Annotated in this window: 21 protein-coding genes and 9 pseudogenes; 2 read left to right on the forward strand and 28 right to left on the reverse strand. The window is 39.3% G+C overall.

Translation table 11 applies throughout. The features are described from left to right. Positions 1-17: 17 nt before the first annotated feature. From trmFO to ACEWFH_RS13110, 11 genes and pseudogenes are all read right to left on the reverse strand, one after another. The gene (trmFO, locus tag ACEWFH_RS13060; protein WP_473724369.1) at positions 18-1,325 is read right to left on the reverse strand and encodes an FADH(2)-oxidizing methylenetetrahydrofolate--tRNA-(uracil(54)-C(5))-methyltransferase TrmFO; all 1,308 of its coding nucleotides are present in this window, start codon (positions 1,323-1,325) and stop codon (positions 18-20) included. Positions 1,326-1,338: 13 nt separating this feature from the next. After that, positions 1,339-3,412: pseudogene (gene topA, locus ACEWFH_RS13065) on the reverse strand (type I DNA topoisomerase). A gap of 99 nt (positions 3,413-3,511) precedes the next feature. Then, on the reverse strand, positions 3,512-4,165 hold the full coding sequence (gene dprA / locus ACEWFH_RS13070; RefSeq protein WP_473724370.1) for a DNA-processing protein DprA: 654 nt from the start codon (positions 4,163-4,165) through the stop codon (positions 3,512-3,514). 11 nt (positions 4,166-4,176) lie between these two features. Next, entirely contained in the window at positions 4,177-4,377 is a 201-nt protein-coding gene (locus tag ACEWFH_RS13075; protein WP_473724371.1) for a hypothetical protein, read from the reverse strand. A gap of 13 nt (positions 4,378-4,390) precedes the next feature. Then, positions 4,391-4,528 (reverse strand): hypothetical protein, encoded by a 138-nt coding sequence (locus ACEWFH_RS13080; RefSeq protein ID WP_473724372.1) that lies wholly within the window; start codon positions 4,526-4,528, stop codon positions 4,391-4,393. Between the two features lie 240 nt (positions 4,529-4,768). Then, positions 4,769-5,683, reverse strand: a complete 915-nt coding sequence (sucD, locus tag ACEWFH_RS13085; protein WP_473724373.1) for a succinate--CoA ligase subunit alpha — start codon at positions 5,681-5,683, stop codon at positions 4,769-4,771. Positions 5,684-5,720: 37 nt separating this feature from the next. Beyond that, positions 5,721-6,880: pseudogene (gene sucC, locus ACEWFH_RS13090) on the reverse strand (ADP-forming succinate--CoA ligase subunit beta). Between the two features lie 202 nt (positions 6,881-7,082). Further along, positions 7,083-7,241 carry a small, acid-soluble spore protein, alpha/beta type gene (locus ACEWFH_RS13095; protein WP_473724374.1) on the reverse strand — a complete coding sequence of 53 codons (159 nt, stop codon included), beginning with the start codon at positions 7,239-7,241 and terminating at the stop codon, positions 7,083-7,085. Positions 7,242-7,286: 45 nt separating this feature from the next. Next, positions 7,287-7,562, reverse strand: coding sequence for an EscU/YscU/HrcU family type III secretion system export apparatus switch protein (locus ACEWFH_RS13100; protein WP_473724375.1), 276 nt, complete (start codon positions 7,560-7,562; stop codon positions 7,287-7,289). Between the two features lie 103 nt (positions 7,563-7,665). After that, positions 7,666-9,021 (reverse strand): hypothetical protein, encoded by a 1,356-nt coding sequence (locus tag ACEWFH_RS13105; protein ID WP_473724376.1) that lies wholly within the window; start codon positions 9,019-9,021, stop codon positions 7,666-7,668. Beyond that, positions 9,014-9,798: pseudogene (locus ACEWFH_RS13110) on the reverse strand (ribonuclease HII). The gene ACEWFH_RS13105 and the pseudogene ACEWFH_RS13110 overlap by 8 nt, the downstream one beginning before the upstream one ends. A 347-nt stretch (positions 9,799-10,145) precedes the next feature. Here ACEWFH_RS13110 and ACEWFH_RS13115 point away from each other — a divergent pair. Beyond that, the gene (locus ACEWFH_RS13115) at positions 10,146-10,325 is read left to right on the forward strand and encodes a hypothetical protein (RefSeq protein ID WP_473724377.1); all 180 of its coding nucleotides are present in this window, start codon (positions 10,146-10,148) and stop codon (positions 10,323-10,325) included. On the opposite strand, the gene ylqF is transcribed toward ACEWFH_RS13115, so the two are convergent. The 11 genes and pseudogenes from ylqF to smc form a co-directional block, all read right to left on the reverse strand. Then, positions 10,301-11,155, reverse strand: coding sequence for a ribosome biogenesis GTPase YlqF (gene ylqF / locus ACEWFH_RS13120; protein ID WP_473724378.1), 855 nt, complete (start codon positions 11,153-11,155; stop codon positions 10,301-10,303). The two genes, ACEWFH_RS13115 and ylqF, sit on opposite strands and share 25 nt — an antisense overlap. An 11-nt stretch (positions 11,156-11,166) precedes the next feature. Beyond that, a pseudogene (lepB, locus tag ACEWFH_RS13125) lies at positions 11,167-11,717 on the reverse strand (signal peptidase I). An 84-nt stretch (positions 11,718-11,801) separates the two neighbouring features. Further along, the gene (rplS, locus tag ACEWFH_RS13130) at positions 11,802-12,146 is read right to left on the reverse strand and encodes a 50S ribosomal protein L19 (RefSeq protein ID WP_066289359.1); all 345 of its coding nucleotides are present in this window, start codon (positions 12,144-12,146) and stop codon (positions 11,802-11,804) included. Between the two features lie 115 nt (positions 12,147-12,261). After that, a pseudogene (gene trmD / locus ACEWFH_RS13135) lies at positions 12,262-12,999 on the reverse strand (tRNA (guanosine(37)-N1)-methyltransferase TrmD). Next, positions 12,999-13,513 (reverse strand): annotated as a pseudogene (rimM, locus tag ACEWFH_RS13140) (ribosome maturation factor RimM). The pseudogenes trmD and rimM overlap by 1 nt, the downstream one beginning before the upstream one ends. Positions 13,514-13,859: 346 nt before the next feature. Next, on the reverse strand, positions 13,860-14,087 hold the full coding sequence (locus tag ACEWFH_RS13145; RefSeq protein ID WP_066240722.1) for a KH domain-containing protein: 228 nt from the start codon (positions 14,085-14,087) through the stop codon (positions 13,860-13,862). Between the two features lie 21 nt (positions 14,088-14,108). Then, positions 14,109-14,381, reverse strand: a complete 273-nt coding sequence (rpsP, locus tag ACEWFH_RS13150) for a 30S ribosomal protein S16 (protein WP_473724379.1) — start codon at positions 14,379-14,381, stop codon at positions 14,109-14,111. An 82-nt stretch (positions 14,382-14,463) separates the two neighbouring features. Further along, positions 14,464-15,810, reverse strand: coding sequence for a signal recognition particle protein (gene ffh / locus ACEWFH_RS13155; RefSeq protein ID WP_289495722.1), 1,347 nt, complete (start codon positions 15,808-15,810; stop codon positions 14,464-14,466). A 15-nt stretch (positions 15,811-15,825) separates the two neighbouring features. Further along, positions 15,826-16,149, reverse strand: a complete 324-nt coding sequence (locus ACEWFH_RS13160) for a putative DNA-binding protein (RefSeq protein ID WP_473724380.1) — start codon at positions 16,147-16,149, stop codon at positions 15,826-15,828. 408 nt (positions 16,150-16,557) lie between these two features. Continuing rightward, positions 16,558-17,544 (reverse strand): signal recognition particle-docking protein FtsY, encoded by a 987-nt coding sequence (ftsY, locus tag ACEWFH_RS13165; protein WP_473724381.1) that lies wholly within the window; start codon positions 17,542-17,544, stop codon positions 16,558-16,560. Between the two features lie 13 nt (positions 17,545-17,557). Further along, positions 17,558-21,123: pseudogene (gene smc, locus ACEWFH_RS13170) on the reverse strand (chromosome segregation protein SMC). 225 nt (positions 21,124-21,348) lie between these two features. Between smc and ACEWFH_RS13175 the strand changes: the two are divergent. Beyond that, a complete protein-coding gene (locus ACEWFH_RS13175) occupies positions 21,349-21,573 on the forward strand; it encodes a DUF1128 domain-containing protein (RefSeq protein ID WP_066240704.1) in 225 nt (74 codons plus the stop codon). A 49-nt stretch (positions 21,574-21,622) separates the two neighbouring features. On the opposite strand, the pseudogene rnc reads toward ACEWFH_RS13175, so the two are convergent. The 6 genes and pseudogenes from rnc to fapR form a co-directional block, all read right to left on the reverse strand. Beyond that, positions 21,623-22,332: pseudogene (gene rnc / locus ACEWFH_RS13180) on the reverse strand (ribonuclease III). Positions 22,333-22,516: 184 nt separating this feature from the next. Next, the gene (acpP, locus tag ACEWFH_RS13185) at positions 22,517-22,750 is read right to left on the reverse strand and encodes an acyl carrier protein (protein WP_066240701.1); all 234 of its coding nucleotides are present in this window, start codon (positions 22,748-22,750) and stop codon (positions 22,517-22,519) included. A gap of 91 nt (positions 22,751-22,841) precedes the next feature. Next, entirely contained in the window at positions 22,842-23,582 is a 741-nt protein-coding gene (fabG, locus tag ACEWFH_RS13190; protein WP_473724382.1) for a 3-oxoacyl-[acyl-carrier-protein] reductase, read from the reverse strand. Next, positions 23,569-24,525: an ACP S-malonyltransferase gene (gene fabD / locus ACEWFH_RS13195; protein WP_473724383.1), complete on the reverse strand. Its 957-nt coding sequence runs from the start codon at positions 24,523-24,525 to the stop codon at positions 23,569-23,571. The genes fabG and fabD overlap by 14 nt, the downstream gene beginning before the upstream one ends. A gap of 3 nt (positions 24,526-24,528) precedes the next feature. Then, positions 24,529-25,526 (reverse strand): annotated as a pseudogene (gene plsX, locus ACEWFH_RS13200) (phosphate acyltransferase PlsX). 6 nt (positions 25,527-25,532) lie between these two features. After that, the gene (fapR, locus tag ACEWFH_RS13205; RefSeq protein WP_473724384.1) at positions 25,533-26,192 is read right to left on the reverse strand and encodes a transcription factor FapR; all 660 of its coding nucleotides are present in this window, start codon (positions 26,190-26,192) and stop codon (positions 25,533-25,535) included. Positions 26,193-26,224 lie beyond the last annotated feature (32 nt).

Genomic DNA, 26,224 nt, shown 5'->3' on the forward strand with positions numbered 1-26,224 from the left:
GCTAAATCAATACATGTTCACAAATTTGTTATAAAATTCTGAATTGTTTCCAGTGCTCTTTCAGCTAATGCTGTGTTTCGTTCTTGCTTGTTTTTAATTCTTTTTTCAAGCGGAGGCAAGAGACCAAAGTTAGCATTCATCGGTTGGAAGTTATCCGGATTTGCAGTCGTAATATAGTAAGCCATACTTCCGATTGCCGTTTCTTTAGGGAATACTGCTAGCTCTTCGCCTTTCACAAGCTTAGCAGCATTAATACCTGCGATTAGACCAGATGCAGCACTTTCGACGTACCCTTCAACACCTGTCATCTGACCAGCGAAAAATAGATCTTTTCTAGATTTTAATTGGTACGTCTCATCTAATAGTCTAGGTGAGTTCAAGAACGTATTTCGATGCATAACGCCGTATCTTACAACTTCTGCATTTTCTAACCCAGGAATAAGTCTTAATAACTCTTTTTGTGGTCCCCACTTTAAATGTGTTTGGAATCCTACAATATTATATAGAGTTCCTGCACTATTATCTTGTCGTAACTGAACAACAGCGTAAGGGATTTTTCCTGTTTTCGGATCCTCAAGTCCTACTGGCTTCATTGGACCGAATAATAAGGTTTTCTTTCCGCGCTTCGCCATTACTTCAACCGGCATACATCCTTCAAAAAAGACTTCTTTTTCAAATTCTTTTAGAGGGACCGTCTCAGCAGAGATTAATGCTTCATAAAAGCGATCAAACTCTTCTTCTGTCATCGGGCAGTTTAAATAAGCGGCTTCCCCTTTATCATAGCGAGATTTCAAATAAACTTTATCCATATTGATGCTATCTACTTCAATGATAGGTGCAGCAGCATCATAGAAATATAAATATTCTTCACCCGTTAATGAGTTTAATGCTTTAGACAAGTTATCAGAAGTCAGTGGGCCTGTTGCGATTATCGTAGGACCTTCCGGGATTTCTGTAACTTCTTCTGTGATCACTTCCACATTCGGATGATTTTTCACTCGTTCTGTTACAAGATCCGCAAACTCATGGCGGTCAACCGCTAGAGCCCCACCCGCTGGAACAGCGCAATCATCTGCAGATGAGATAATAACTGAATCTAATTTTCTCATCTCTTCTTTTAGCACACCAACTGCATTTGTAAGTGTATTGGCACGAAGAGAGTTGGAACAAACAAGTTCTGCAAACTTTTCAGTATGATGAGCCGGTGTTTGTCTAACCGGTCTCATCTCGTATAATTTTACTTTTATTCCTCGGCTTGCGATCTGCCAAGCTGCTTCACTTCCAGCAAGACCTGCTCCGATTACGTTAACATGTTGATGATTCATGAAGAAAAACTCCTTACTTTGCTTCCTCTTCGGCATAATCGCAAGATACACACTGTACGACTTTGCCTTTTTTCGTTTTCTTTTCTACTAACATACTATTACACTTCGGACATGTTCTGGCAATAGGTTTATCCCAAGAAACAAATTCACATTCAGGGTAACGGTTACATCCATAGAATAGTCGTTTCTTTTTACTCTTCCGTTCAACGATAGACCCTTCATGACATGAGGGACACGTAACACCGATATCTTTCACGATCGGTTTTGTATTGCGGCAATCGGGGAAGTTTGAGCAAGCCATAAACTTTCCAAAGCGCCCCATCTTATAGACCATCTCATGTCCACATTTCTCACAATCTTCACCGGCTGGCTCATCTTTAATCTCTACTTTTTGCATTTCTTCTTCTGCAATCTTAAGCTTCTTTTCAAAGCCTTTGTAGAAGTCATCAATGATTCTAATCCAGTTTTCTTTTCCGTCTTCTACCTCATCAAGATCACTTTCCATCTTGGCAGTAAATTCAACGTTGAATACCTCTGGAAAGAATTCCAGTGTCATCTCTAACACAAGACCCCCAAGTTCTGTTGGAACAAACTTCTTTTCGTCAAGGGCTACATATCCACGTTTTTGAATGGTATCAAGCGTTGGTGCATATGTAGAAGGTCTGCCTATACCCAGTTCTTCCATCGTACGAACAAGCCTTGCTTCCGTATAGCGTGGAGGTGGCTGCGTAAAATGCTGAGTGGGTTCAAGATCTTTCTTTTCTACTTTCATGCCTTCTTGAACATCTGGGAGAATACGATCTTCTTCTTTTTCCCATCATCATTGCCTTCTACATAGACTTTCATAAATCCAGGGAACTTTACTTTTGAACCAGTAGCTCGGAAATTAATACCGTTGTTCTCTAAATCAACTGTCATCGTATCAAGCACAGCAGATGCCATCTGACTTGCTAAAAATCGTTCAAAAACAAGTTTGTATAATCTAAGCTGATCTCTAGATAAATAATTTTTCAGATCGCGAGGATGATACATAACTGAAGTTGGGCGAATAGCTTCATGGGCATCTTGAGCGTTCTTGCCTGCTTTTTTCTCCGCTCTTGTGCTATTGACAAATTGCTTGCCGAATTCTTTTTCAATGAACTCCGCAGCTTCAGCTTTTGCCGTATCTGAAATACGAGTAGAGTCTGTACGCATGTAAGTAATTAGACCAACTGTACCTTCTTTTCCTAGATCAATTCCTTCATATAATTGCTGTGCGAGCATCATCGTCTTTTTAGCTCGAAAGTTTAGTTTTCTAGCCGCTTCCTGTTGAAGTGAAGAAGTGATGAAAGGTGGTGAAGGATTTCTGCGTCTTTCTTTTTTCTGAACAGATTCAATCTTAAATTGTTTGCCCTTTATCGTGTTTAAAATCTCTTTAACTTCTTCTTCATTTGAAAGATCTTTTTCTTGCCGCTCACTCCATGAAACTGAGCTTCAAAATCCTCTCCAGAAGCGCTGAATATTCCTTTGATCTTCCAATACTCTTCAGGTTGGAAAGCTTCTATTTCTTTCTCACGTTCAACGATTAATCGCACCGCAACCGTTTGTACACGGCCAGCGCTCAAACCCTTTTTGATTTTTTTCCATAATAAAGGACTAACTTTGTATCCTACTAGTCTGTCTAGCACTCTTCTTGCCTGCTGTGCATCAACTAAGTCCATATTAATTTTTCTTGGTCGTTTAAAAGAATCTTTTATCGCATTTTTTGTAATCTCATTAAATACTACTCTGCATTCAGAATCTAGATCCATGTCCAAACTGTGAGCAAGATGCCATGCAATTGCTTCACCTTCGCGATCCGGGTCAGCTGCGAGAAAAATTCGTTTCGCTTTTTTTGCTGCTGTTTTTAGGTCTTTTAAAATTGGGCCTTTACCGCGAATCGTAATGTATTTTGGTTCATAGTTTGCTTCTACATCTACGCCAGTCTGACTTCTAGGAAGATCACGGACATGTCCCATAGATGCTTTAACGTCATATTTGCTCCCTAAATATTTTTTTATCGTCTTTGCTTTTGCGGGAGACTCAACAATGACTAAGTATTTTTCCATTTACAGTTTATCCCCCTTTAAGGGTTTAGTGAAATCTTCCCTATTATTAAATAATGTATCTGCATTTGTCAAACTGTTTCCTCATTTAAATGAAAACGGTTAGAATCCTTCATTTAGAATATCATCTGCATTCATAACCAATTTTGCACCATTCTGTATTAAAAAATTTGTACCGTTAGCACACTCTTCTAAAATGGATCCTGGAATCGCAAAAACATCCCTTCCTTGCTCCAATGCTTGGTCAGCTGTTATTAATGAACCGCTTTTTGTCCGCGCTTCAGCAACAAGAGTTGCTTTGCTGAGACCGCTAATTATACGATTACGTAATGGGAAATGCCAGCGTTTTGGTGTAACGTATGGAGAAAACTCTGATAGAACGATTCCATGTGCACTTATCTTGTTAGCAAGCTCTATGTTTTCTTTCGGATAAATCTGCAGAATTCCTGATCCCAACACTGCAGCTGTTTCTGACCCGCTTTGAATACAGAGCTCGTGAGCAAACGTATCAATCCCTTTTGCTAACCCGCTGATTACGATCCAGCCATTCTTCACCAATGGCTCTAGTACTTTTTGAAGCGCTTGTTTTCCTTGTTTACTAGGATTTCTAGTACCCACTACACTAATCATTTTAACCTGATTCAGCGTACTCCAATCGCCTCGGCCATAAAGAACCCATGGCGGATCATAAATAGTTTTTAAGTGAAAGGGATAATCGTCGTCAAATAAGGTTACAGCTGTAATGGAATGCTTCATTAAATTCTTCATTATATATGTACTTTTTTCTGATTCATGTGGTCGTATAAACGCTTGGCCGTTTGTTCACCTAAACTGAACGACATCTTCAATCTGCGAATATCCATTGAAAAAATTTCAGTTAAATCGGCATCAACTTCTAAAATTGATCTCATCTGATTCCAAGTAAGTGCTTCGCAATGATGAAGAAAGATTAAGCGTTCTTTATCCAAACTTCATTCCTCCTCATGAATCAAATCTAAGTAAAGTCTTTTTTCGTAATATTTGTTGCTTTTGGAAGTTGTTGATTTCCTTTCCAGGTGCTCGCTTCCCGCGGGGCAGGCGGTGAGCCACATTTGTACGTTTCACTTTTAAGTGTCTCACCTGCCCGCCTCAAGGAAGTATACTTGCTCCTGCGTCTACAAGGTAATGCTTTCGCAGAAGCTTCCTCGTCGCATGCCTTGCGAGAAGTTTTTCATGTGGCAGGCACCCACCTTGCACTTCAATCAACATTCATAGAAGGAAAGCAACAATCTTTTTTAAAAAGAGCGTAATAAAAAATTAAGTCCCTATGTAAATAAAAAGCTCCCGGTCTGGGAGCTTTTCACGATGTAAAAGTTGTAATTACGCTTTTGCCTTATGTGTTACACAACGATCGTATAAATCGTTTTCTTTAAGTGCTTCTACTAAAGTTTCACCCATTACTGAAGGTGTTGCTGCAACTTTAATTCCGCAAGCTTTCATTGTTTTGATCTTTTCGTCTGCAGTCCCTTTACCACCTGAGATAATCGCACCAGCATAGCCCATACGTTTTCCAGGAGGAGCTGTTTGTCCGCCGATAAAGCCTACAACTGGTTTCGTCATATTAGCTTTTACCCACTCTGCAGCTTCTTCTTCAGCCGTACCGCCAATTTCACCGATCATGATTACAGCATATGTGTCCTCATCTTCGTTAAATGCCTTCAGAACGTCAATAAAGTCTGTTCCGTTAACTGGGTCTCCACCGATCCCTACTGCTGTAGATTGGCCGATTCCACGCTCTGTAAGCTGGTGAACAGCTTCATATGTTAAAGTTCCAGAACGAGAAACAACTCCTACATGACCTTTTGTATGGATATATCCAGGCATAATACCGATCTTACATTCTTCCGGTGTAATAACTCCAGGACAGTTAGGTCCAACAAGACGAGTCTTTTTGCCTTCCATGTAACGCTTTACTTTTACCATATCCATTACTGGAATACCTTCTGTAATACAGATAGCTAGGTCTAATTCAGCGTCAACTGCTTCAATGATCGCTTCTGCCGCGAATGCAGGAGGAACATAAATTACAGAAGCGTTTGCTCCAGTTTCTTTTACAGCATCAACAACCGTGTTGAAAACAGGAAGTCCTTCAACTTCTGTTCCACCCTTACCCGGTGTAACTCCGCCCACAATTTTCGTACCATATTCAAGCATTTGTTTCGTATGGAAAAGTCCTACGGAACCTGTGATACCCTGAACGATGACTTTTGTGTCTTTATTAATAAAAATGCTCATGCTTTAAACTCCCATCCTTCCTGCAATGTTTTCTTTATTACTTAACTAAAGCGACGATTTTCTCTGCACCGTCAGCCATGGAATCAGCAGCTGTAATATTAAGTCCTGATTCTTTTAAGATTTTTTTGCCAAGATCAACGTTTGTACCTTCAAGACGAACTACTAAAGGCAATTCAAGACCTACTTGTTTCGTTGCCTCTACAACACCGTTTGCGATGATGTCACATTTCATGATTCCACCGAAAATGTTAACAAAGATCCCTTTAACATTTTGATCAGAAAGAATGATCTTGAATGCTTCTGTAACTTTCTCCGTTGTAGCACCGCCTCCAACGTCAAGGAAGTTAGCGGGATCACCGCCGTAATGCTTAATGATGTCCATTGTAGCCATTGCAAGGCCAGCACCATTAACCATACAGCCGATATTTCCATCTAGAGAAATATAGCTTAAGTCATATTTAGACGCTTCAATTTCTTTTGCATCTTCTTCTTCAAGATCACGATATTCTAAGATGTCTTTATGACGATATAACGCATTAGAATCGAAGTTCATTTTTGCGTCAAGTGCCATAACGTTTCCATCACCTGTTACAACTAATGGGTTGATTTCAGCGATTGAACAATCTTTATCAACGAAAGCTGTATAAAGCCCAAGCATGAACTTAACTGCTTTTCCTACTAGTTCAGTTGGAATATTGATGTTATAAGCAAGTCTTCTCGCTTGGAAAGCTTGCAGACCAATCGCAGGATCAATCACTTCTTTGAAGATTTTTTCAGGTGTCTTCTCAGCCACTTCTTCAATTTCAGTTCCGCCTTCTTCAGATCCCATCATTACCACGCTGGATGTAGCACGATCTAGTACTAGACCGATGTAATATTCTTTTTAATATCACAGCCCTCTTCGATAAGTAAGCGCTTAACTTCTTTACCTTCTGGACCTGTTTGGTGAGTTACAAGAACTTTTCCTAAAATTTCATTTGCGTATGTACGCACTTCATCGATATTTTTGGCAACTTTTACGCCACCTGCTTTACCGCGGCCACCTGCGTGAATCTGTGCTTTTACAACAGATACTGTGCTCCCCAGTTCTTTAGCAGCTTCTACTGCTTCTTCAACGGTAAATGCTACTTTCCCGTTTGGAACAGCCACACCATATTTTCTAAGTATCTCTTTACCTTGGTATTCGTGGATATTCATTTACTCTCCATCCTCCTATCATGGTGAAAACTTAAAGTACCGTTATCATTGTATAAGACCAAGCCTATTATGTCTACTATTCTTCAGAAAATTGCAAGCGCATACAGTATTTCCGCTCAAAAATAAAAACCAAGACCGCATGAATGCGAGCTTGATTTTAGTGTTTTTTATCTTTCTGAAATAAGGATTTCCATGCTTTAATTCATTTGTTATTCTCGTTTTGCTGCTTTTTTATAATTTTAGGTGTAATCGTTTCTTTTTCTAATGCAGGACGATACAACCCAAACTCTTCAGCCATCTCTTCTCTAAATTGATTGACAAGCTGTTCGGATTGTTTCACAACTAATTTATTTCTTGGCATTGTACACACTCCTTTTATGTTAGCAATGCCCTATTTCAAAAATAATTATGTGGATTTCTTAGCTTCTTTATCCAAATGATAGATAAAAGCAAAAAGTTCAGCAACTACTTCAAACAACTCTTCTGGAATGCTTTGATCAATGTCCAATTTAGATAATAAATGAACAAGCGAAGGATCTTCCTGAATGGGAATGTTGTTATCTGATGCTCTTTGAAGAATCCGATCTGCTGTTTCACCTTTTCCCTTAGCGATTACAATAGGAGAGCTTGATTCTTCAGGGTTATACTTTAATGCTACTGCTTCTTTTTTGTGTTCTTTCATACGCGCAGATCCAATCCTTTATAAGAGTTAGGCTTTTCAGCTGATTTCATCTTCTTTTGCTGCTGAACAAAAGTAACGGACGATAACGTATAATTCATGTCTCTCATCTGTTTTTTAAAGAAGACATGAATGGTGCTGAAAGTTTCTCAAGTAATGGGTGCTCATTATATATTTTTACAGATAATATTCTGTTTTGAATTTGCACATCAACAGCTACCTCATTTAGGTTCTGCATTTCCAGCCAAAAAAGCATTCTGCAATGACCAGGATCTATTGCTTTGCCATCCTGTTTTTTCCCTTCCCATGAAATCGTCATTTCTCTAGGATTATCGCTTTGCCCAAAAGGAATCTGCAATATAAAGTGCTGCATGTTATCGTTACTCTGTACGTTCTGAAGCTGCTGACTCGTTATTTTCACTATCGCTTGTTCCGTCTTTTGCAAAACACTTTCAGGCAGATCCAATCTATCAGCATTTCGCTGGAGATAAAGAAGTTGAGACTTTAACGACTCTTCTAGTTTAGCTTGTACAGGATTCATAAGAATGTTTTTTTCGTGCAACATACCTGATTTTTGGAGCCATTTCTGTACGGATTGAATAAAATCCTGAGACGGATTACGCTTTATTTCTGATGTGATTGGTGTAGCCTCGTTTTTACTAATTGCAGGAATTGTATCTCGTAATTCGTTCATACCTGATTTTTGTAGATTCATCGGTTCAGGTGAAGTTATCTTGTTTTGAGTCAAAGATTCTGAAATAGTCTTTAATTCGGTTTTTTGCTGATTATTTGGTAATATTGATGGTTTAGACTGGGTTTCTTTATTTTCAAATCCGTAAATGCTTTTTAATAAATCTATTGTCTTAGAGATCATTCTGTCTTTATGACTATATGGAATTAAAGCTTCATAAAGTGATTTCATTTCATCAAAAGCAGAACTCATTTTTATACTTGTTGATACAGCCTGAACAGACTCTGTCTTAGGTGGGAGCTGCAGCTCTAGCATTCGATGGATAATTGCTTTTTTATCTTGCAGCGGCAGCTCAGCGGTCACTTTAAGAATCTCTGCTACCACTTTCATGTTTTCCTTAGTAAGTGGTATTTTTTCAGAAACAGAAAAATCTACTGCTTTTTTGTTTATCTCAGTCGATGTAAGATTCCATTTATGTAAAATCTGTTCTGAAGGTGATTTTACAGGATCTGAATCTACCTTTTTTAAAACGGTGTTTCCATTCTTTTCTGCAACTTCAAATAAATAACTATTTCCTTTTGTTAAAGGAACTTCTAACTTAGCATGTAAAGTTGCACCGTTGTATAAGATCGTAGCTGTTTGATCAGGGAATATCTCTAAAATCTTAGCTGTTATTAATTGATTGAGTTTTAATGAGAGCGTTCCTTCTGTTGGCCTTATCGCCTGAAACTGCTGACTAATGATATTGTTTAGTTGTAACAGGTTAATCACTTCCTGTGATTTGAATTAGTTCTCCTACTGGACTGAATGATTTTCGATGAATACTTGTTGGACCATATTTCTTAAGCGCTTCTAAATGTTCCTTTGTCCCATAGCCCATATTTGATTTAAAGCCGTACTCGGGGTATCTCTGATCCAATTTCAACATATAACGATCTCTCGTAACTTTTGCAACGATTGAAGCTGCCGCTATAGAAATGCTTTTTTCATCGCCTTTAATAATTTTTAACTGATCGATTGATAAAGGTACCTCCATTGCATCGATCAACAGTTGGTCAGGTTGAACGTCTAACGAACAAATCGCTTCAGTCATGGCTAACTTCGAGGCTTGATAAATATTAATTTCATCTATTCTTTCAGGTTGAACTAGGAAGACACTGTATGAGATGGCATCTCTTACGATTAATTCGTAAAGTGCGTCTCTCTTTTCTCAGATATCTTTTTGGAATCATTAATTCCTGTAAGTTTATAGCCTTTAGGTAATATCACTGCAGCTGCAACAACTGGTCCAGCCAAAGGGCCGCGTCCTACTTCATCTACCCCTGCAATTAACGTTTTGCCGTTTTGATAACATTGTGTTTCATAGGCTGACATGACTTCTAATCTTTTTCGTTCTGCTTCAGCTTGATCTAAGCGCTTTGTATAGGCTTCAACTATTTTTTTCGCACCTTGTCTTTCATCCTCAGAAAGTACCTTCAGCAAGGCTGGAATATCACCTTGCTCACTATTTTTTAATTTTTGTTCCCATTCTTTTATAGATAATTTCATATTTCTCACACTCTTTATGTATTTTGTATCGGTTTGTATCGTTATTCTTTATAGGCTTATGTTTTGTAGTCCCAGGAAGATAGCTGTAATTTATCAATGATAGCGATAAAATAGGCTATTTTCTTTTTAGATTGTTTTTGGGTCTATTTCGTTTTTCTTAACATCTCCATTGCAAGTTGATTGGAGTGGAAGATGCGAGACTCCTGTGGGACAGGCGGGCAGTCCGAAAAGTGGAAGTGGCTCGTTCAGCCCCGACAAGCAAAAGGTGAATGGGCTAGGAAGGCGCACTTGGCCTTCTTGCCTATTTAACTTTTGACCTCGAGGGGCTAGCCGCTGCAACTAGACAGGTGACACACTTAACAGTGAAATTGTACGAATGTGGCTCACCGCCTGCCCAGCGGAAAGCTGTAACGGAAATCAACCACCGTCAAAAGCAACAAAGCTTAAACTTAAAGAAAACAGGCACTCCGAAAACAGCGCCTGTTTATACTCTTCTATTTGATTATACAGTATCTGGCCGTTCATAAGATAAACGCCCTAGCTTTTCTGAACGAAGATCTCTGAGAACAATCTCGGCTGTCTTTTCAAGATCCACTTCTCCGCCGCTCATCATACAGCCGCGCTTCTTACCGATTTCTTCAAATAGAAGCATAGAGTCTTCTGGTATGTCGGACAATTTGTACCGTTCAACGAGACGCTCTTCATAATGCTCTTTTAAATACTTGATGGCGAATAGTACCACTTCTGTAAAATCAAAAAGCGTTTCTTTAATCGCACCCGTTACCGCAAGTTTTAATCCAATCGTCTGATCCTCAAATTTAGGCCATAGTATCCCAGGGGTATCCAATAGTTCTAACGTCTTACCCGCTTTTATCCACTGCTGCTTTTTTGTAACACCAGGCTTATCACCTGTTACAGCTATGTTTTTACCTGCCATACGGTTGATAATCGTTGATTTGCCTACGTTTGGAATACCGACTATTAAAGCTCTGACAGCTCTTGGTTTAACGATGCCTTTTGCCCTCATTTTATCAAACTTTTCTTTTACGAGTTCATGTGCTAACGGCTCTATCGTTTTAATTCCTTTTCCATCCTTCGAGTTAATAGCAAGAGATGGAATTCCTTTATCAGAAAAATAACTTTCCCACATAGAAGTTACTTTTGGATCCGCCAGATCTGCTTTATTTAAAAGAACGATACGAGGCTTTTGTCCAAGAATTTCATCGATCATGGGGTTTCTAGATGCAAGAGGTATACGAGCATCTACTAACTCAAATACCACATCGATCATTTTAAGTTTTTCAGTTATCTCCCGGCGCGCTTTGGCCATATGTCCAGGAAACCATTGAATGGTCATTTTTTCTCACCCTACTTTACAAATCCAATATCCGATAACGGCCAGAAACGGAATGATGCTTTACCTAAAATCTTATCGTCATCCACTGTCCCTATATTTCGGCTGTCACTCGAGTTACGGCGGTTATCACCGAGAACAAACAATTGTCCTTGAGGTACCTTTTGCTTGCCCGTCACCTCAAGCAACGTGAAATCATAAGTGAAGTTTCCGTCTTTTGTTTTCTTTTTATACGCTTCTAAATATTCTTCTTTTACCTTTTTACCGTTCACATAGAGTGTATCGTTTTTGTATTCTACCGTGTCTCCTGGTAATCCGATCACTCGTTTTATGTAATCTTTTTCTTCTGTTGCATGAAAGACTACAATATCAAATCTTTTTGGATCGCCAATTATATAAGTGAATTTGCTAACAATCAAACGATCTCCATCATGCAGGTTAGGCATCATAGACTGTCCATCCACCACCACTGGTGCAAAAAGAAAAATCTGATGATCCCTGCTAATAATAAGGCTGCCGCTAATGCTTTAATCCATTCCCACGTTTCGTTTTTTGTACGTGCCATTCTTAATCCTCACCATCTGTAGAAATTCCTTACTTATAATATGGAAAAAGGAGCTTGAATAAGTCAAGCTCCTTTCGAGAATTATTAGCGAATTTCTTTAATACGAGCTGCTTTACCACGAAGTGCACGTAGGTAGTATAGCTTCGCACGGCGAACTTTACCACGACGAACTACTTCAAGGTTCGCAATCTTAGGTGAATGTACAGGGAACGCACGCTCCACTCCTACACCATAAGAAATTTTACGAACAGTAAACGTTTCAGAAATCCCTGATCCACGCTTCTTGATAACTACACCTTCAAAAAGCTGGATACGCTCACGAGTACCCTCGATTACTTTCACGTGTACACGTACAGTGTCACCTGAACGGAATTTTGGTAAATCTGATTTTAATTGATCTTTCGCTAGATCTGCAATAAGCTGTTGCATAGTTTATTGCCTCCTTCCCATGGATGTTCTTGCTAAATATAGTTGAAGCAGCGGAACACCGGATTAAACGGGCATAAGCCACAAACAATATAATACCATATAACTCAAACAGTGTTCAAGTTGTTTTATTATCTTTTATGTCTTGAAGCCACTTTTCTTCTTCTTTGGATAGTTCCTTTTTTCTAAAAGGTCTGGTCGCCTATTATATGTTCTTTTTAGCGACTCTTTTCTCCGCCAATCCTCAATATTTTTATGGTTGCCAGACAATAGTACATCAGGTACCTTCATGCCTCTAAAATCTGCCGGCCTCGTATATTGAGGATGTTCTAACAGACCCGTGCTGAAAGAATCTTGAAGATGAGACTCTTCTTTTCCAAGCACACCGGGAAGCAGCCTCGTAACAGCATCAATCACGACCATCGCTCCTAGCTCTCCGCCTGTTAGAACATAATCACCAATTGAAATCTCATCGGTTACTAAGTACTCTCTGACACGCTCGTCATAGCCTTCATAATGGCCGCACAGGAAGATAAGATGATCTTCTTCAGCAAGCTCTTCTGCTTTTCTTTGTGAAAAACGCTCTCCTTGTGGGCAAAGCAAAATGATTCTCGGCTTTGACTCCGCTTGATCTGTTAATTGTTCAACAGCATCAAATAACGGTTGAGGAGTTAATACCATTCCAGCTCCCCTCCGTATGGGTAATCATCTACATTCCTATGCTTGTTCGTGGAAAACTGGCGGAAATCAACGACCTGAAACTCTACTGCACTTTTCTCTTGAGCTTTTTTAAAATGGACTGCCCAAAGACTCCTGAAAACATATCAGGGAAAAGACTCAGAACATCAATTTTCATTAGAATAACCCTTCTAGTGGTTCAATGATTATCTTTTTTTCCTTAATATCAACTGTTTTAACGACGGATGGTATATATGGTATTAAAATATCCGAACCAAATCCTTTTCTTTTTACAACCCAAACATCGTTTGCGCCTGGAGATAAGATTTCTTTCACTTTTCCAAGTTCTTCGCCTTCAACCGTGAACACGGAACAGCCGATAATATCGTGATAAAAAACTCACCTTCATCTAACGAAACGGACTGTTCTTTAGGTACTTTAAGGAGATTCCCTTTAAAACGTTCTACGTCATTGATGTTATGCAAGTTTTCAAACGTTAAAAGGTCGAACTGCTTATGCTTTCTGTGCGTTTCAATCGTTACCGGTACATGCTCAGTTCCCATTTCCACGTATAAGGTATTTCCGATTTTGTAGCGCTCTTCAGGAAAATCAGTCCTAGAAATCACTCGGACTTCTCCTCTTATCCCATGTGTATTTACAATCTTGCCTACATTAAGCCATTTATTTTCCATAACGATGTACCTACCTCCGTACAAATTCATCCACATTACTGCCTAGTCTAAATTTTAGCATAAAACTCGATATGTATACTTTTTGTTAGAATGTTTCACAAACTTTGTTGATTTTGAAAGTAGTTGATTTCCGTTTCAGCTGCTTCGCTTTCCGTGGGGCAGGCGTTGAGCCCTTGCCGCTTTGTACCGTTAAGGGTTTCACCTGACCGCTTGTCCCGCAGAGTCTCTCAGCTTCCACTACAATCAACCTGTTACTGAAAAAAACGGTCAAAAACCACTTTACAACAACATGTTAGATCAAGAGTTATGAGTAAAAGAAAAAAGGAAGAGGTTCCCCTCATCCTTTTTAGACGATTTCGATTGAAATCCTTTTATTTTGATTTGTACCAGCTGCATTCACAACCGTACGAATCGCTTTAGCCACTCTTCCTTGTTTTCCAATCACTTTCCCCATATCAGTCTGGTTAACAGATAATTGGTACACAAGGCGGTGACCTTCTTGAACCTCTTTGACGCTAACTTCTTCTGGGTGATCAACTAGAGCCTTCACAATCGATTCGATCAACTCTGTCATATCAGTTCCCCTTCGTCAAAATTATTTTTGGTTTTTAGCGTTATGGAATTTCTCCATAATACCAGCTTTTGAGAATAGGTTACGAACTGTGTCAGATGGCTTCGCACCGTTTGTCATCCACTCAAGAGCTTTTTCTTCATTAATTTTAACTTCAGCTGGGTTAACAACTGGGTTGTAAGTTCCGATCTCTTCGATGAAACGTCCATCACGAGGAGAACGAGAATCTGCTACTACTACACGATAAAAAGGAGCTCTCTTAGCACCCATACGCTTTAAACGAATTTTTACTGCCATTATAACTTGCACCTCCGAAAATAGTTCACACAAAATAATATAATAGTATAAATTGACAGGTTTGTAAACCTGAAAATTCAGTTTACATAAAAGGGAATTTGAATCCACCTTTTTTCTTTTTGCCATTCATCATTCCGGACATTTGTTTCATCATTTTCTTCATGTCCTCGAATTGTTTGATCAGGCGATTTACTTCTTGTACCGTGCGTCCGCTTCCTTTAGCGATACGGCGCTTACGGCTGGCATTAATGATTTCAGGCTGTTCTCTTTCATGAAGAGTCATCGAACGAATGATGGCTTCAACGTGACCAATTTGTTTTTCATCAATCTGCACGTTTTTTAGGCCTTTCATTTTGTTCGCACCCGGAAGCATGCCAAGTATTTCATCCAATGGGCCAAGATTTCTAACTTGTCCCATCTGATCGAGAAAATCATCAAACGTGAATGACATATCACGCATCTTCTTCTGAAGATCGCGTGCTTTCTCTTCATCGACTGAAGACTGAGCCTTCTCGATTAGAGTCAGCATGTCACCCATTCCTAAAATTCGTGATGCCATACGATCCGGATGGAACGCCTCAATAGCATCCATCTTTTCTCCTAGACCCACAAATTTAATAGGAAGTCCTGTTACAGCTTTAATAGAAAGTGCAGCACCACCACGTGTATCTCCATCCAATTTGGTTAAGACTACACCTGTGATTCCAAGCGCATCATTAAAACTTTGAGCAACATTCACCGCATCTTGACCAGTCATTGCATCAACAACTAGAAAAATCTCATCAGGTTTTGCTGTTTCTTTTACCTGTTTTAATTCATCCATCAACGTTTCATCAATGTGCAAACGTCCTGCTGTATCAATAATGACATAATCGTGATGATCTTCTTTTGCTTTAGCGATGGCTGATTCAGCAATTTTAACGGGACTGACTTGGTCACCCATCTGAAACACAGGTATATCTAATTGTTTACCTACTGTTTCTAATTGCTTGATTGCAGCAGGACGGTAGATGTCAGCTGCAGCCAGTAGCGGTTTGCGATTTTGTTTCTTTCGTAAATGATTCGCAAGCTTTCCTGTTGTCGTTGTTTTACCTGCACCCTGAAGTCCAACCATCATAATAACGGTAGGAGGACGATTGGAAACCGCAATCTTACTTTGTTCCCCGCCCATGAGTGTCGTCAGTTCATCATTAACAACCTTTACGACCTGCTGCCCAGGCGTCAGGCTTTTTAAAACTTCCTGGCCTACTGCACGTTCAGATACTTTTTTCACAAAATCTTTTACTACTTTAAAGTTAACGTCCGCCTCAAGAAGCGCAAGGCGTACTTCCCTCATCATTTCCTTTACATCTGCTTCGTTTACTTTCCCTTTTCCACGAATTTTTTGTAAAGTATTCTGAAGACGGTCGGCTAAACCTTCAAATGCCATCTCACTGAACGCCTCCTATTCCATATTTTCAAGGCGATCGATAATTGCAATTACGTTATCAGGTTCAGATTTCAGAAGCTCTCTTAAAGATGACAGCAACTGTTCACGTTCCTGAAACTTTGCAAAAAGCCCTAACTTTTCTTCATATTCTTCCAGCATCGCCTCTGTCCGTTTAATATTATCATAAACGGCCTGGCGGCTGACATTATATTGTTCAGCAATTTCACCGAGAGAATAATCGTCCAAATAGTATAAACCCATGTAGTTCTTTTGTTTAGGGGTTAATAATGATTGATAAAAATCAAATAGATAATTAATTCTCATTGTTTTATCGAGCATTTATTCACAACCCTTGTTAAGTGAAATGCCTTTACGTGAATACTATACAACCCATACATTTAGATGTCAAGTTTTTTTCTTAACAGAATGGTGCTGTTGGTATTATAAATCAGGGGTATAATGAGGCTCGAAAAATATCGAGGATTGTAAACTCGTGGATAAATGATCAAAACTTTTGGATTCGAGGCAAAAACTCGTGGATAAACAGCCAAAGTTTTTGGACTAAGGCCATTTTTATTAGGATTAAACCTTAAAATACGATTAAAAATACCCGGTGTGGTATCATTTTCGATAGACTCCTGAGGGACATGAGGCTTACTGCACACATGGCGGAAAGCTTGATTAAAAGAGCAAAAAGCCATCCAGTCCCTAGAGAGCTGGATGGCTTCAAAAATGTAGTAATTGGCGTTACTCTGTTTCTTCTTCCGTTCCTGCAAACAATCCATAGACAAACTGATCAGCGTCAAACTCTTGAAGATCGTCAATTTTCTCACCTAGACCTACAAACTTAACAGGAATATCAAGTTCATGGCGAATGGCTAAAACGATACCGCCTTTTGCAGTTCCATCAAGTTTTGTTAAAACCAAACCTGTTACGTCTGTTGATTGACCAAATGTTTTTGCCTGGTTCATGGCGTTCTGTCCAGTTGTTGCATCAACCACTAGCAGTACTTCGTGTGGAGCTCCAGGTATTTCACGCTCAATAACACGTTTTACTTTTGATAATTCGTTCATTAAGTTCACTTTATTTTGTAATCTTCCAGCAGTATCACAAAGCAAAACATCCGCTTTACGCGACTTAGCTGCCTGAATGCTATCAAAGATTACAGCAGCAGGATCTGCTCCTTCATGATGCTTAATCACATCAACTCCAGCACGTTCTCCCCAAACTTCCAATTGATCAATAGCCCCCGCACGGAATGTATCTCCTGCAGCTAAAATCACTTTTTTACCGTCACTTTTGAGCTGATGAGCAAGTTTTCCAATCGTTGTAGTCTTTCCAACACCATTAACACCAACAAACAAGATTACCGTCATTCCATCCGTCTGCAGGTTAAGTTTATTGTCGCTATCATCTTTTTGAAGCATTTCAGCTAATTTTTCAGAAATCGCTGAACGTAGCTCCATCGGATTTTGAATATTACGTGTGCGGGCAATATCTTTAAGTTCGTCGATAATATCAAGAACAGTATGAACTCCAACATCTGCCCCAATTAAAATTTCTTCTAGTTCTTCAAAAAACTCTTCATCCACTTTCCTAAACCTTTTTAGAAGATCATTAACTTTAAATGAAAATGAATTTCTTGTTTTCTCAAGTCCGCTTTTAAATTTCTCAGATGATTCATCAGCCTGCTGATTTGAAAATTTGTCTTTTAAACGTTTCAAAAAACTCACGATCAATTTCCTCCTATGATGTTACAAGTTCTTTTGTTTCTTCAAGTCTTACTGATACAAGATTCGATACACCAGACTCTTGCATGGTTACACCGTACAGTACATCTGCTTCTTCCATCGTACCTTTTCGGTGAGTAACGACAATAAATTGCGTTTCTTTGCTAAAAGCACGCAGATATTTTGCAAAACGGTTTACGTTGGCATCATCAAGGGCTGCCTCTACTTCATCTAAAATACAAAAAGGTACTGGCCTTACTTTAAGGATCGCGAATAATAATGCGATTGCTGTTAATGCGCGTTCACCGCCAGAGAGTAATCCTAATTGCTGGAGCTTTTTGCCTGGTGGCTGTGCCATGATGTCAACACCTGTTGCAAGCATATCGTCTGGCTGTGTTAACACAAGATCAGCACGGCCTCCGCCAAACAACTCTTTAAATATGATAACGAAGTGGGAACGTATGGCAGTGAATGTTTCTTCAAAACGGTTCTTCATCTCTACATCCATTTCAGAGATCACACCATACAGTGTATCCTTTGCTTCCGTTAAATCATTCCTTTGTTCTGTAAGAAAATTAAAACGCTGGCTCACTCTGTCGTATTCTTCGATCGCTCCAATATTCACTACACCAAGCTCTTCGATGGCCATTTTAATTAATCTCACTTTGCGTTTTGCATCTTCTAGCGGAATTTCCAGCCTATGTTTTTGTTTTGCTCCTTCATAGGAAAGCTCATATTCTTCTCGAAGATGAGTAAGTCTGGATTCTAATTCAACATCAAGTCTATTGATGCTGACTTCTTCGGTCTTTAATCCGTCACTCAACTGTTTATACTGTCGCTTTGCTTCTTTAAGTCCAATCTCCATACTTTCAATGGAGCGGAATGATTCTGTTCGCTCTTTTCTTCTCTCAGCGATCAGTTTTAATGCGTTATTTTTTTCGTGTCTTCTTTGTTGAATTTGTTCATCAAGAGAATCCTCCCCAGATGAGCTAGAGTTCATTTCCTCTTCTAGAAGCCAGTAGTCTTCTTCCGTTTCGTTACACTTAGCTTCTACAACATGAAACTCTTCTTGTATCCTTGAGCTTTTTTCTCTTAGGTTAGCAACTTGCTGTTCTAGTTCAGCTGCTTTAATTTTCAATAAGGTTAGCGCTTCTCTTAGTTCTTCTTTTGAGCTTTGATTACTCTTCTTTTTCTCAGTAAGATCTGCGATTGTTTTTTCCAGCTCTTTTCCAGATTTAACTGCAGCATTGAGTTTACTTTGCAGATCAGTAAGCCTGGTGTCTGCTGCAGATTTTTCTGATTCATAAGAATGCTTTTCACGGTCATACAACTGGAGCCTATCATTTAAGCTTTTTTCCTGAATCTCTACTTCCCTTAAAGAAGATTTGAGTTCTTGCTCTTGTTCTCTTAAAAATTCGCCTTCAGTTTGAAGTGATTCAAGTCTTTCTTTTTTCTTTGAAACTTTAGTCCGCAGTTCTGAGACTTTTTCTTCTAACTGAAGAGTTTGTTTTTCCATCGTTGCAATTTTTTCGGTAAGTGCATCTACTTCTCTTTGTCTGCTTAACAAGGAACTGCTTTTTTGTTTTAAGCTACCTCCAGACATCGATCCACCTGGTGAGACTACATCACCTTCAAGCGTAACAATTCGATAACGATAGTTCACTTGTTTTGCGATTGCGTTCGCACCCGCTAAATCTTTAGAAATAATAATATTTCCTAATAAGTTGCCGACGATATTATTATACTTTGGATCAAACGTAACGAGGTTTGAAGCAACACCTACAAAAGAATCTTCAGAGCTTGCTTGATGGAGATCAGCACTCGATACGTGGCGGCTTTTTATAACATTCAATGGCAGGAATGTTGCTCTTCCTGCTCTTGTTTGTTTTAAGTATTGAATAGCTTTCATTGCATTCTGCTCGTGATCCACAACAATATGCTGCATGGAAGCGCCTAATGCTGTTTCGATTGCCGTTTCAATCTCAGACGGCACGGTTAGAAGTTCAGCTACTGCCCCTTCAATTCCAGTTAACTTAGTTTGTTTGGCTTTTAGGACTTCCTTAACGCCTTGCATAAATCCAGCGTACTCATCTTGCATAGACTCGAGCATTTCTTTTTTAGATTTAAACTGCTGTATAAACTGATAAGCTTGATACAATTTCTCTTGAAGACCACGGTTCTCTTGATCTTCTACTGAGATTTCAGTTTTTAAAGATTGGTATTCTTCTTGTTTTGATTTCAGATCTGTTTCCGCTTTTTTATATGCAGCTTCAGCTTTTTGTTTTATTTGCTTCAATTGTTCTCTTTGCTCTAGAAACTTTGTGTTTTCTTCATCGAGACGATTGCTTTTGAAACTCTGAAGTTTTGCCTGATCTTCAATATAACGCATCTCGTTTTTTATCGTTGTTTGTTCGTTTAACCGCTCAAAATAATCACTTTTTAGTTTTTCGAGTTCAGCCTCTACATCCATTTCTAAAACGGATAATCTGCTTTCTTCGTCTTTTACTTGCTTTTTAACGTTTTTCAACTCTTTTTCTTTTGTCTGCAACGTCTCATTTTCAGCAACCAGCTGCGTTTTCAACTCTTCTTTTTTGGTCTTCAGCTTCTGAATCTGGTCTAAAAGTGACGTTTTATTTTGATCGTAATTCTTTTTGCGTTCTTTTAAGACTTCTTTTTTCCTTCAAGCTTCTCTAATGTTTCACTTGCTAAAAGAAGAGCACCTTGCAATTCGTCTATAGACTCATCCATTGCTTGCATATCCAGTCTTGCTCGCTCAATGGTCGTTTCACCTTGTTTTACTTTTACTGATAGGTCAGCTTCTTGTCTCTGCAATTCTGCTACTAAAGCCTTTTGTTTTTCCCATCGAAAGTGCAGCTCTTCAATCTCTTGAACAAGTACAGCTGTTTCCACAACTTCAAGCTCTTCCTTTTTCTCGAGGTAATCCTTTGCGATTGATGCTTGGATTTTAAGAGGCTCGACTTGGTCTTCAAGTTCATGAAGTATATCTTCAACGCGGTTCAGATTCTCCTGTGTTTCTGAGAGTTTAGCTTCTGCTTTTTGCTTGCGGGTTTTATACTTTAATACACCCGCTGCTTCTTCAAAAATCTTTCTACGCTCATCAGACTTGCTGCTTAAGATCTCTTCTACTCGCCCTTGACCGATAATAGAAAAAGCTTCTCTTCCTAAACCAGAATCCATAAACAGCTCAACAATATCCTTTAAACGGCATTGTTGTTTATTAATTAAATATTCACTGTCACCTGAACGGAACACTCTTCGTGTTATCGATATTTCATTATAATCGAGCGGCAGATGCTGATCTTCGTTATCCAATGTAAGTGTAACTTCTGCTACATTCAAGGCTTTGCGGTTATCGCTTCCCGCGAATATGATGTCTTCCATTTTAGATCCGCGCAGTGACTTAGCGGACTGCTCGCCAAGCACCCAGCGTACTGCATCTGAGATATTGCTTTTACCGCTTCCATTTGGGCCGACTACTGCCGTAACCCCTTGTACAAATTCTACTTGTATCCGCTCTGCAAATGATTTAAATCCTGCTACATCAATTCGTTTGAGGAACATCATTAAATCCCCCTTTATTTAGAACTTTATGTTTACCCTCTTTTAACGGGCGTTCAAGTTTTCTAAGATATGTATTTCATTCTTTAACCTTTATATTTTATCATAGATTCACTCTCGCATAGTCACAAAGATTGCAGTGTGCTAAAATGAAGTGTGTTTACAAACGGGTCATGTGATTAATTTTGATCTCACATGAAAATATGTGTATAAAAAGGAGCCCCATTCATGGACTTGACCACTCATAATCATGAAAACTTATCGTTTATGATTGAAGGATTAAAAAAGAAACTGCAGCTTGTTAACAGCGGCCTTATTCAGCCGGAAGACTATGAATTATCAAAGTACGATGATATTAAAGAACTATATGACATGGTAATGAAGATGCCATCATTCAGCATTCGAGACATGGAAGGCATCGTAGAAGAACTCGCATCACTGAAAACAAAATAATAGAAACCCCCTTAAAACGGCAAAGCAGCCAATTTATAGGGGGTTTTGTTTAGCTCTTTTTAGTAACTTTCTCAATTGCTTCCTGTGCCGCATGCTGTTCAGCTTCTTTTTAGATCTTCCATATCCAATTCCAAAACTAGCTTCATTCAGTCTAACTTCAGACACAAACTCTCGGTTATGTGCCGGTCCTTTTTCCTGAATGATTCTATAATCGATATGACCTAATCCTTCACGCTGTACATATTCTTGTAACTGGCTTTTAAAATCCATCACATGAGAAAAAGCACCTTCGTTTATTCGGGGCACCACATACTGATTTAAAAACTCTTTTACTTTTTCGAGCCCTTGATCAAGGTATAACGCTCCAATAAAGGCTTCAAATACATCTGCCAAAAGAGCAGGCCTAGATCTTCCTCCAGTATTCTCTTCACCTTTTCCCAATAAAACAAAATCTCCGAAATGAAGGTCATTCGCAAACAAAACTAAGGATGGTTCGCAGACGATCGCTGCTCTTAACTTTGTAAGTTCTCCTTCACTCATATTTGTAAATTTGCTGTATAGATATTGAGAGATGGTCAATTCCAGAACGGCATCACCGAGAAATTCAAGTCTTTCGTTATCCTCAAATGTTCTTCCTCGATGCTCATTCACATATGATGAATGCGTAAATGCTTGAGCTAACAGTTTTTCATTTTCAAATTTAATGCTTAAACGCTCCTGAATCGGGGCAACTTTTTGAATGCGCACCTTGTCATCCATGCCCTTTTTGGAAGCGGATTTAAACCGGTTTTTCACCGTTTTCTTTTGTGTTGAATGTTGTTTTGAACCTTTCATAAACTTCCTCCAAGAATCTCGTAAAAGGGCTATTTTGCTGCAATTTGTTTTTTGCTCATAAAGGGAAGAAAGCCCCGCTATATTGCACGGGACTTTATCCGTCATACACTTATTGTTTGCTGTTTATGTAATTTACAACGTCACCAACAGTTGCAATTTTCTCAGCATCTTCATCAGAAATTTCTAGTTCGAACTCATCTTCAAGTTCCATTACTAATTCTACTACATCAAGAGAGTCAGCACCTAGATCTTCTTTAAAGGAAGCTTCAGGTTTAACCTCAGATGCGTCAACACCTAAACGGTCCACAACAATCTTTGAAACTCTATCTAAAACGTCTGCCATTTTGTGTGTCACCTCCTTTCATTAGTATATGCTTTTTCCCCTTAAAAAACTAGAGGGATTTAGAGTCTTTTAAAGACAACTTTCTTAGGATCTACATCACCATTCCGCCGTCAACATGAAGGGTCTGGCCCGTAATGTATGAGCTTGCATCACTTGCTAGAAATGCAGCAGCTGCAGCAATATCATCGGGCTGTCCAAAACGTGCAAGCGGAATGTTTCTTAGCATATCTTCCTTAATACCTTCTTCTAATTTTCCAGTCATATCCGTCTCAATGAAACCCGGAGCGATTGCATTGACTGTAATTCCTCTAGAAGAAAGTTCTTTAGCTGCCGTTTTTGTAAGACCGATCACACCTGCTTTTGCGGCAACATAGTTCGCTTGACCAGCGTTTCCTGACACTCCAACAATTGACGCAATATTGATAATGCGTCCTTGTCTTTGTTTCATCATCTGTCTAGTAACGGCTTTTGTTGTTAGAAACACACCTTTTAGGTTTGTATTAATAACAGCGTCCCAATCTTCTTCTTTCATTCTCATTAATAGATTATCTCTCGTAATACCTGCGTTGTTCACAAGCACGTCAAGACTTCCGAATTCATTGACAACCGTCTTAACCATGTTTGTTACATCATCAGAAGAGGAGATATCAGCTTTTATAGCAAATGCTGTGCCTCCATTTGCTTTAATTTCTTCAACTACTTCGTTTGCTTTCGCTTCACTGCCAGAGTAATTGACAGCTACTTTTGCTCCGTTTCTTGCAAAATAAAGGGCAATCGCTCGCCCGATTCCGCGGGAAGCACCTGTTACTAAAACTGATTTACTTTCTAGCATCAACAGATTCTCCTTTCAGTTTTTCTACAGCAGACTGAATTGTTTCCAAGTCACCAACAGCAATAACATTTGCTCTTCTATTAACCTTCTTCACCAGACCAGACAATACTTTTCCTGGTCCGATTTCCACAAAAGTGTCTACACCTTGTTCCATTAGCTCTTTAACTGTTTCTTCCCATCTCACAGGTGAATAAAGCTGTTCGATCAGCTTTGTCTTAATTTCATCTTTAGACGTAATAGATTTAGCAGTTACATTTGCAATTACAGGTGTTATTGCGTCGCTAATTGCAACCTGATTCAAAATCTCTTGGAACTTTTCAGCTGCAGGTTTCATAAGTGATGAGTGAAAAGGTCCGCTTACTTGAAGGGGAATGACCTTTGCTCCTTCTTCTTTTGCTAAAGCACTCGCTTTTTCAACCCCGCCTACTGTCCCAGAGATAACAATCTGTCCCGGGCAATTCAAATTGGCAACTTGTACGCTTTCGTTTCCAGTTGATACTTCTGCAGTTATGGCTTCTAAACGCCCTTGATCAAATCCGATCACGGCAGCCATCGTTCCTACTCCTGCAGGAACCGCTTCTTCCATTAGCAGACCTCGGTTTCGCACGGCATATACAGCGTCTTCAAAAGACAGACTTCCTGCAGCAACAAGCGCCGAATACTCACCAAGGCTATGTCCAGCTACATAATCAGCTGTGATCCCATGTTGCTTTAACACTTCTAGAACAGCAGTTGAAACAGTTAACAATGCAGGCTGCGTGTTTTCTGTTTTCTTTAATACGTCTTCTGGACCTTCGAAGATAATCTCTGAAAGGTTCATAGAAAGCTTTTCGTCAGCTTTATCAAATATCGCTTTAGCTGAGGATTCTTGATGAATTAACTCTTTTCCCATTCCTACAAATTGAGAACCTTGTCCAGGAAAAAGAAAGGCAATTTTACCCATCCGTTATTCCTCCTTTTGATCATCAGATTGTAAATGATTTTGAATCGTGTTTACAACGTTCTTATCTACCATGCTCTTAGTTTGTCTAATGGCATTCAACACCGCATTAGCGTTTGATGAACCGTGAGCTTTAATCACTGGGGCTGCAAGGCCAAATAGCCCTGCTCCACCGTATTCCGTATAATCAAGCTTATCTTTAATTCCGCGCAGCTTTGGTTTCAAAACACCTGCTGCAAGCTTAGAAGTAAGACTTGAAGTAAGCTGTTCTTTAATCATGGAAAACATGCTCATAGCTGTTCCTTCAATCGATTTAAGAACAAGGTTTCCGGCAAAGCCATCGCAAACCACTACATCAGCTGCACCCATTAATAAATCTCTTGATTCTACATTTCCGACAAAGTTAATATCTGCTTCTTGCAATAATGGAAACGCTGCTTTTGTTAGGGCATTTCCTTTTTCACTCTCAGTTCCAACGTTTAACAGACCGACTCTCGGCTTTTCAACACCTCTAACTTGCTGCCAATAGACCGAACCCATTAGTGCATACTGTAAAAGATGCTCTGGTTTTGCATCCATGTTAGCCCCTACATCTAAGAACAAAAATCCTTTACCGTCCAATGTAGGCAGCGTAGGCGATAACGCTGGTCTTTCAATACCTTTTATACGCCCAACATAAAACAATCCGCTTGCCATCAAAGCTCCAGTATTACCAGCAGAGATATAAGCATCCGCTTTGCCTGTTTTCACTTCATTAGCTGCGAGAACCATGGAAGAATTCTTTTACGGCGAACAGCACGCACCGGTTCTTCAGATGTTTCGATTACTTCATCCGTATGGATAATGTTGAATGAGTGATTCTCTGGCAAATACTTTTTAATCTGATCTTGGTCTCCTACTAGTGTGATGGAGAGCTCCGGGTATTGTTCAACAGCAAGCAAGGCACCTTTAACAATTTCCTGTGGTGCGTTGTCGCCGCCCATTGCATCTATCGCGATATTCATGCTGAATTAACTTCCTTCCTTTGTATCATGTGTCGATCTGTACATCGTAAATTCGCCATTGAAAACAAGCTCTTTTTCTACATAACTGTTTACTTCTACAATCGTTCTCTCTGAACCTGTTTCTCTTACTCTAGCCTTGGCAATTATTCTTTCTCCTACTCGAACCGTACGTGAAAACCGAATGTTGGCCTTTGCTGTTAACGCAAGGTCATCATTAATGATCGCTACAGCAAGCGAATTGGCTTGGGCGAACACGTGATGTCCTCTAGCAATCTTATTACGTGAAAATACATGCTCTTCTTTTATGTCTAATATTGAAATGGCTGATTCATCGAGTTGAAGGTCAATGATCTCTCCGATAACCTCTTCAATCGGCAGTGCTTTAACATCATCCAGTTTCGTTTCAGCAACAGACTTAATTCTTTCTCTAAGCTCAGGAATTGAAAGCTCTAGACGGTCAAGCCTGATGGTCTGTACACTGACACTGAATCTTTCTGCCAATTCTTCATCTGTAATAAAAGGGGTTATCTTAATTGTCTCTCTTAGCAGCTCTTGCCGCTCTTTTTTGATTTTTTCATAAATTCTTTCCTTCTTCCATACAAAGGTCTCATTTATGAGAAAGATAGTTGAGTTAAAATGCAGCGCGTAGAAAAGCAGGTATCGCATTAACGCGTACCTGCATGATTATCTTTCTGCTA

Source organism: Fictibacillus sp. EA-CB0309 (assembly GCF_055814265.1).

Bases quoted from the DNA above. Each gene is read 5' to 3' on its own strand.
- trmFO (WP_473724369.1), bottom strand. From the start codon at position 1,325: ATGAATCATCAACATGTTAACGTAATCGGAGCAGGTCTTGCTGGAAGT.
- dprA (WP_473724370.1), bottom strand. From the start codon at position 4,165: ATGAAGCATTCCATTACAGCTGTAACCTTATTTGACGACGATTATCCC.
- sucD (WP_473724373.1), bottom strand. From the start codon at position 5,683: ATGAGCATTTTTATTAATAAAGACACAAAAGTCATCGTTCAGGGTATC.
- ACEWFH_RS13095 (WP_473724374.1), bottom strand. From the start codon at position 7,241: ATGCCAAGAAATAAATTAGTTGTGAAACAATCCGAACAGCTTGTCAAT.
- ACEWFH_RS13100 (WP_473724375.1), bottom strand. From the start codon at position 7,562: ATGAAAGAACACAAAAAAGAAGCAGTAGCATTAAAGTATAACCCTGAA.
- ylqF (WP_473724378.1), bottom strand. From the start codon at position 11,155: ATGACCATTCAATGGTTTCCTGGACATATGGCCAAAGCGCGCCGGGAG.
- rplS (WP_066289359.1), bottom strand. From the start codon at position 12,146: ATGCAACAGCTTATTGCAGATCTAGCGAAAGATCAATTAAAATCAGAT.
- ACEWFH_RS13145 (WP_066240722.1), bottom strand. From the start codon at position 14,087: ATGACAGAGTTGATCGAATCGATTGTGAAGGCTCTAGTTGATCACCCA.
- rpsP (WP_473724379.1), bottom strand. From the start codon at position 14,381: ATGGCAGTAAAAATTCGTTTAAAGCGTATGGGTGCTAAGAGAGCTCCT.
- ffh (WP_289495722.1), bottom strand. From the start codon at position 15,810: ATGGCATTTGAAGGTTTAGCCGACCGTCTTCAGAATACTTTACAAAAA.
- ACEWFH_RS13160 (WP_473724380.1), bottom strand. From the start codon at position 16,149: ATGCTCGATAAAACAATGAGAATTAATTATCTATTTGATTTTTATCAA.
- ACEWFH_RS13175 (WP_066240704.1), top strand. From the start codon at position 21,349: ATGGACTTGACCACTCATAATCATGAAAACTTATCGTTTATGATTGAA.
- acpP (WP_066240701.1), bottom strand. From the start codon at position 22,750: ATGGCAGACGTTTTAGATAGAGTTTCAAAGATTGTTGTGGACCGTTTA.
- fabG (WP_473724382.1), bottom strand. From the start codon at position 23,582: ATGCTAGAAAGTAAATCAGTTTTAGTAACAGGTGCTTCCCGCGGAATC.
- fabD (WP_473724383.1), bottom strand. From the start codon at position 24,525: ATGGGTAAAATTGCCTTTCTTTTTCCTGGACAAGGTTCTCAATTTGTA.
- fapR (WP_473724384.1), bottom strand. From the start codon at position 26,192: ATGCGATACCTGCTTTTCTACGCGCTGCATTTTAACTCAACTATCTTT.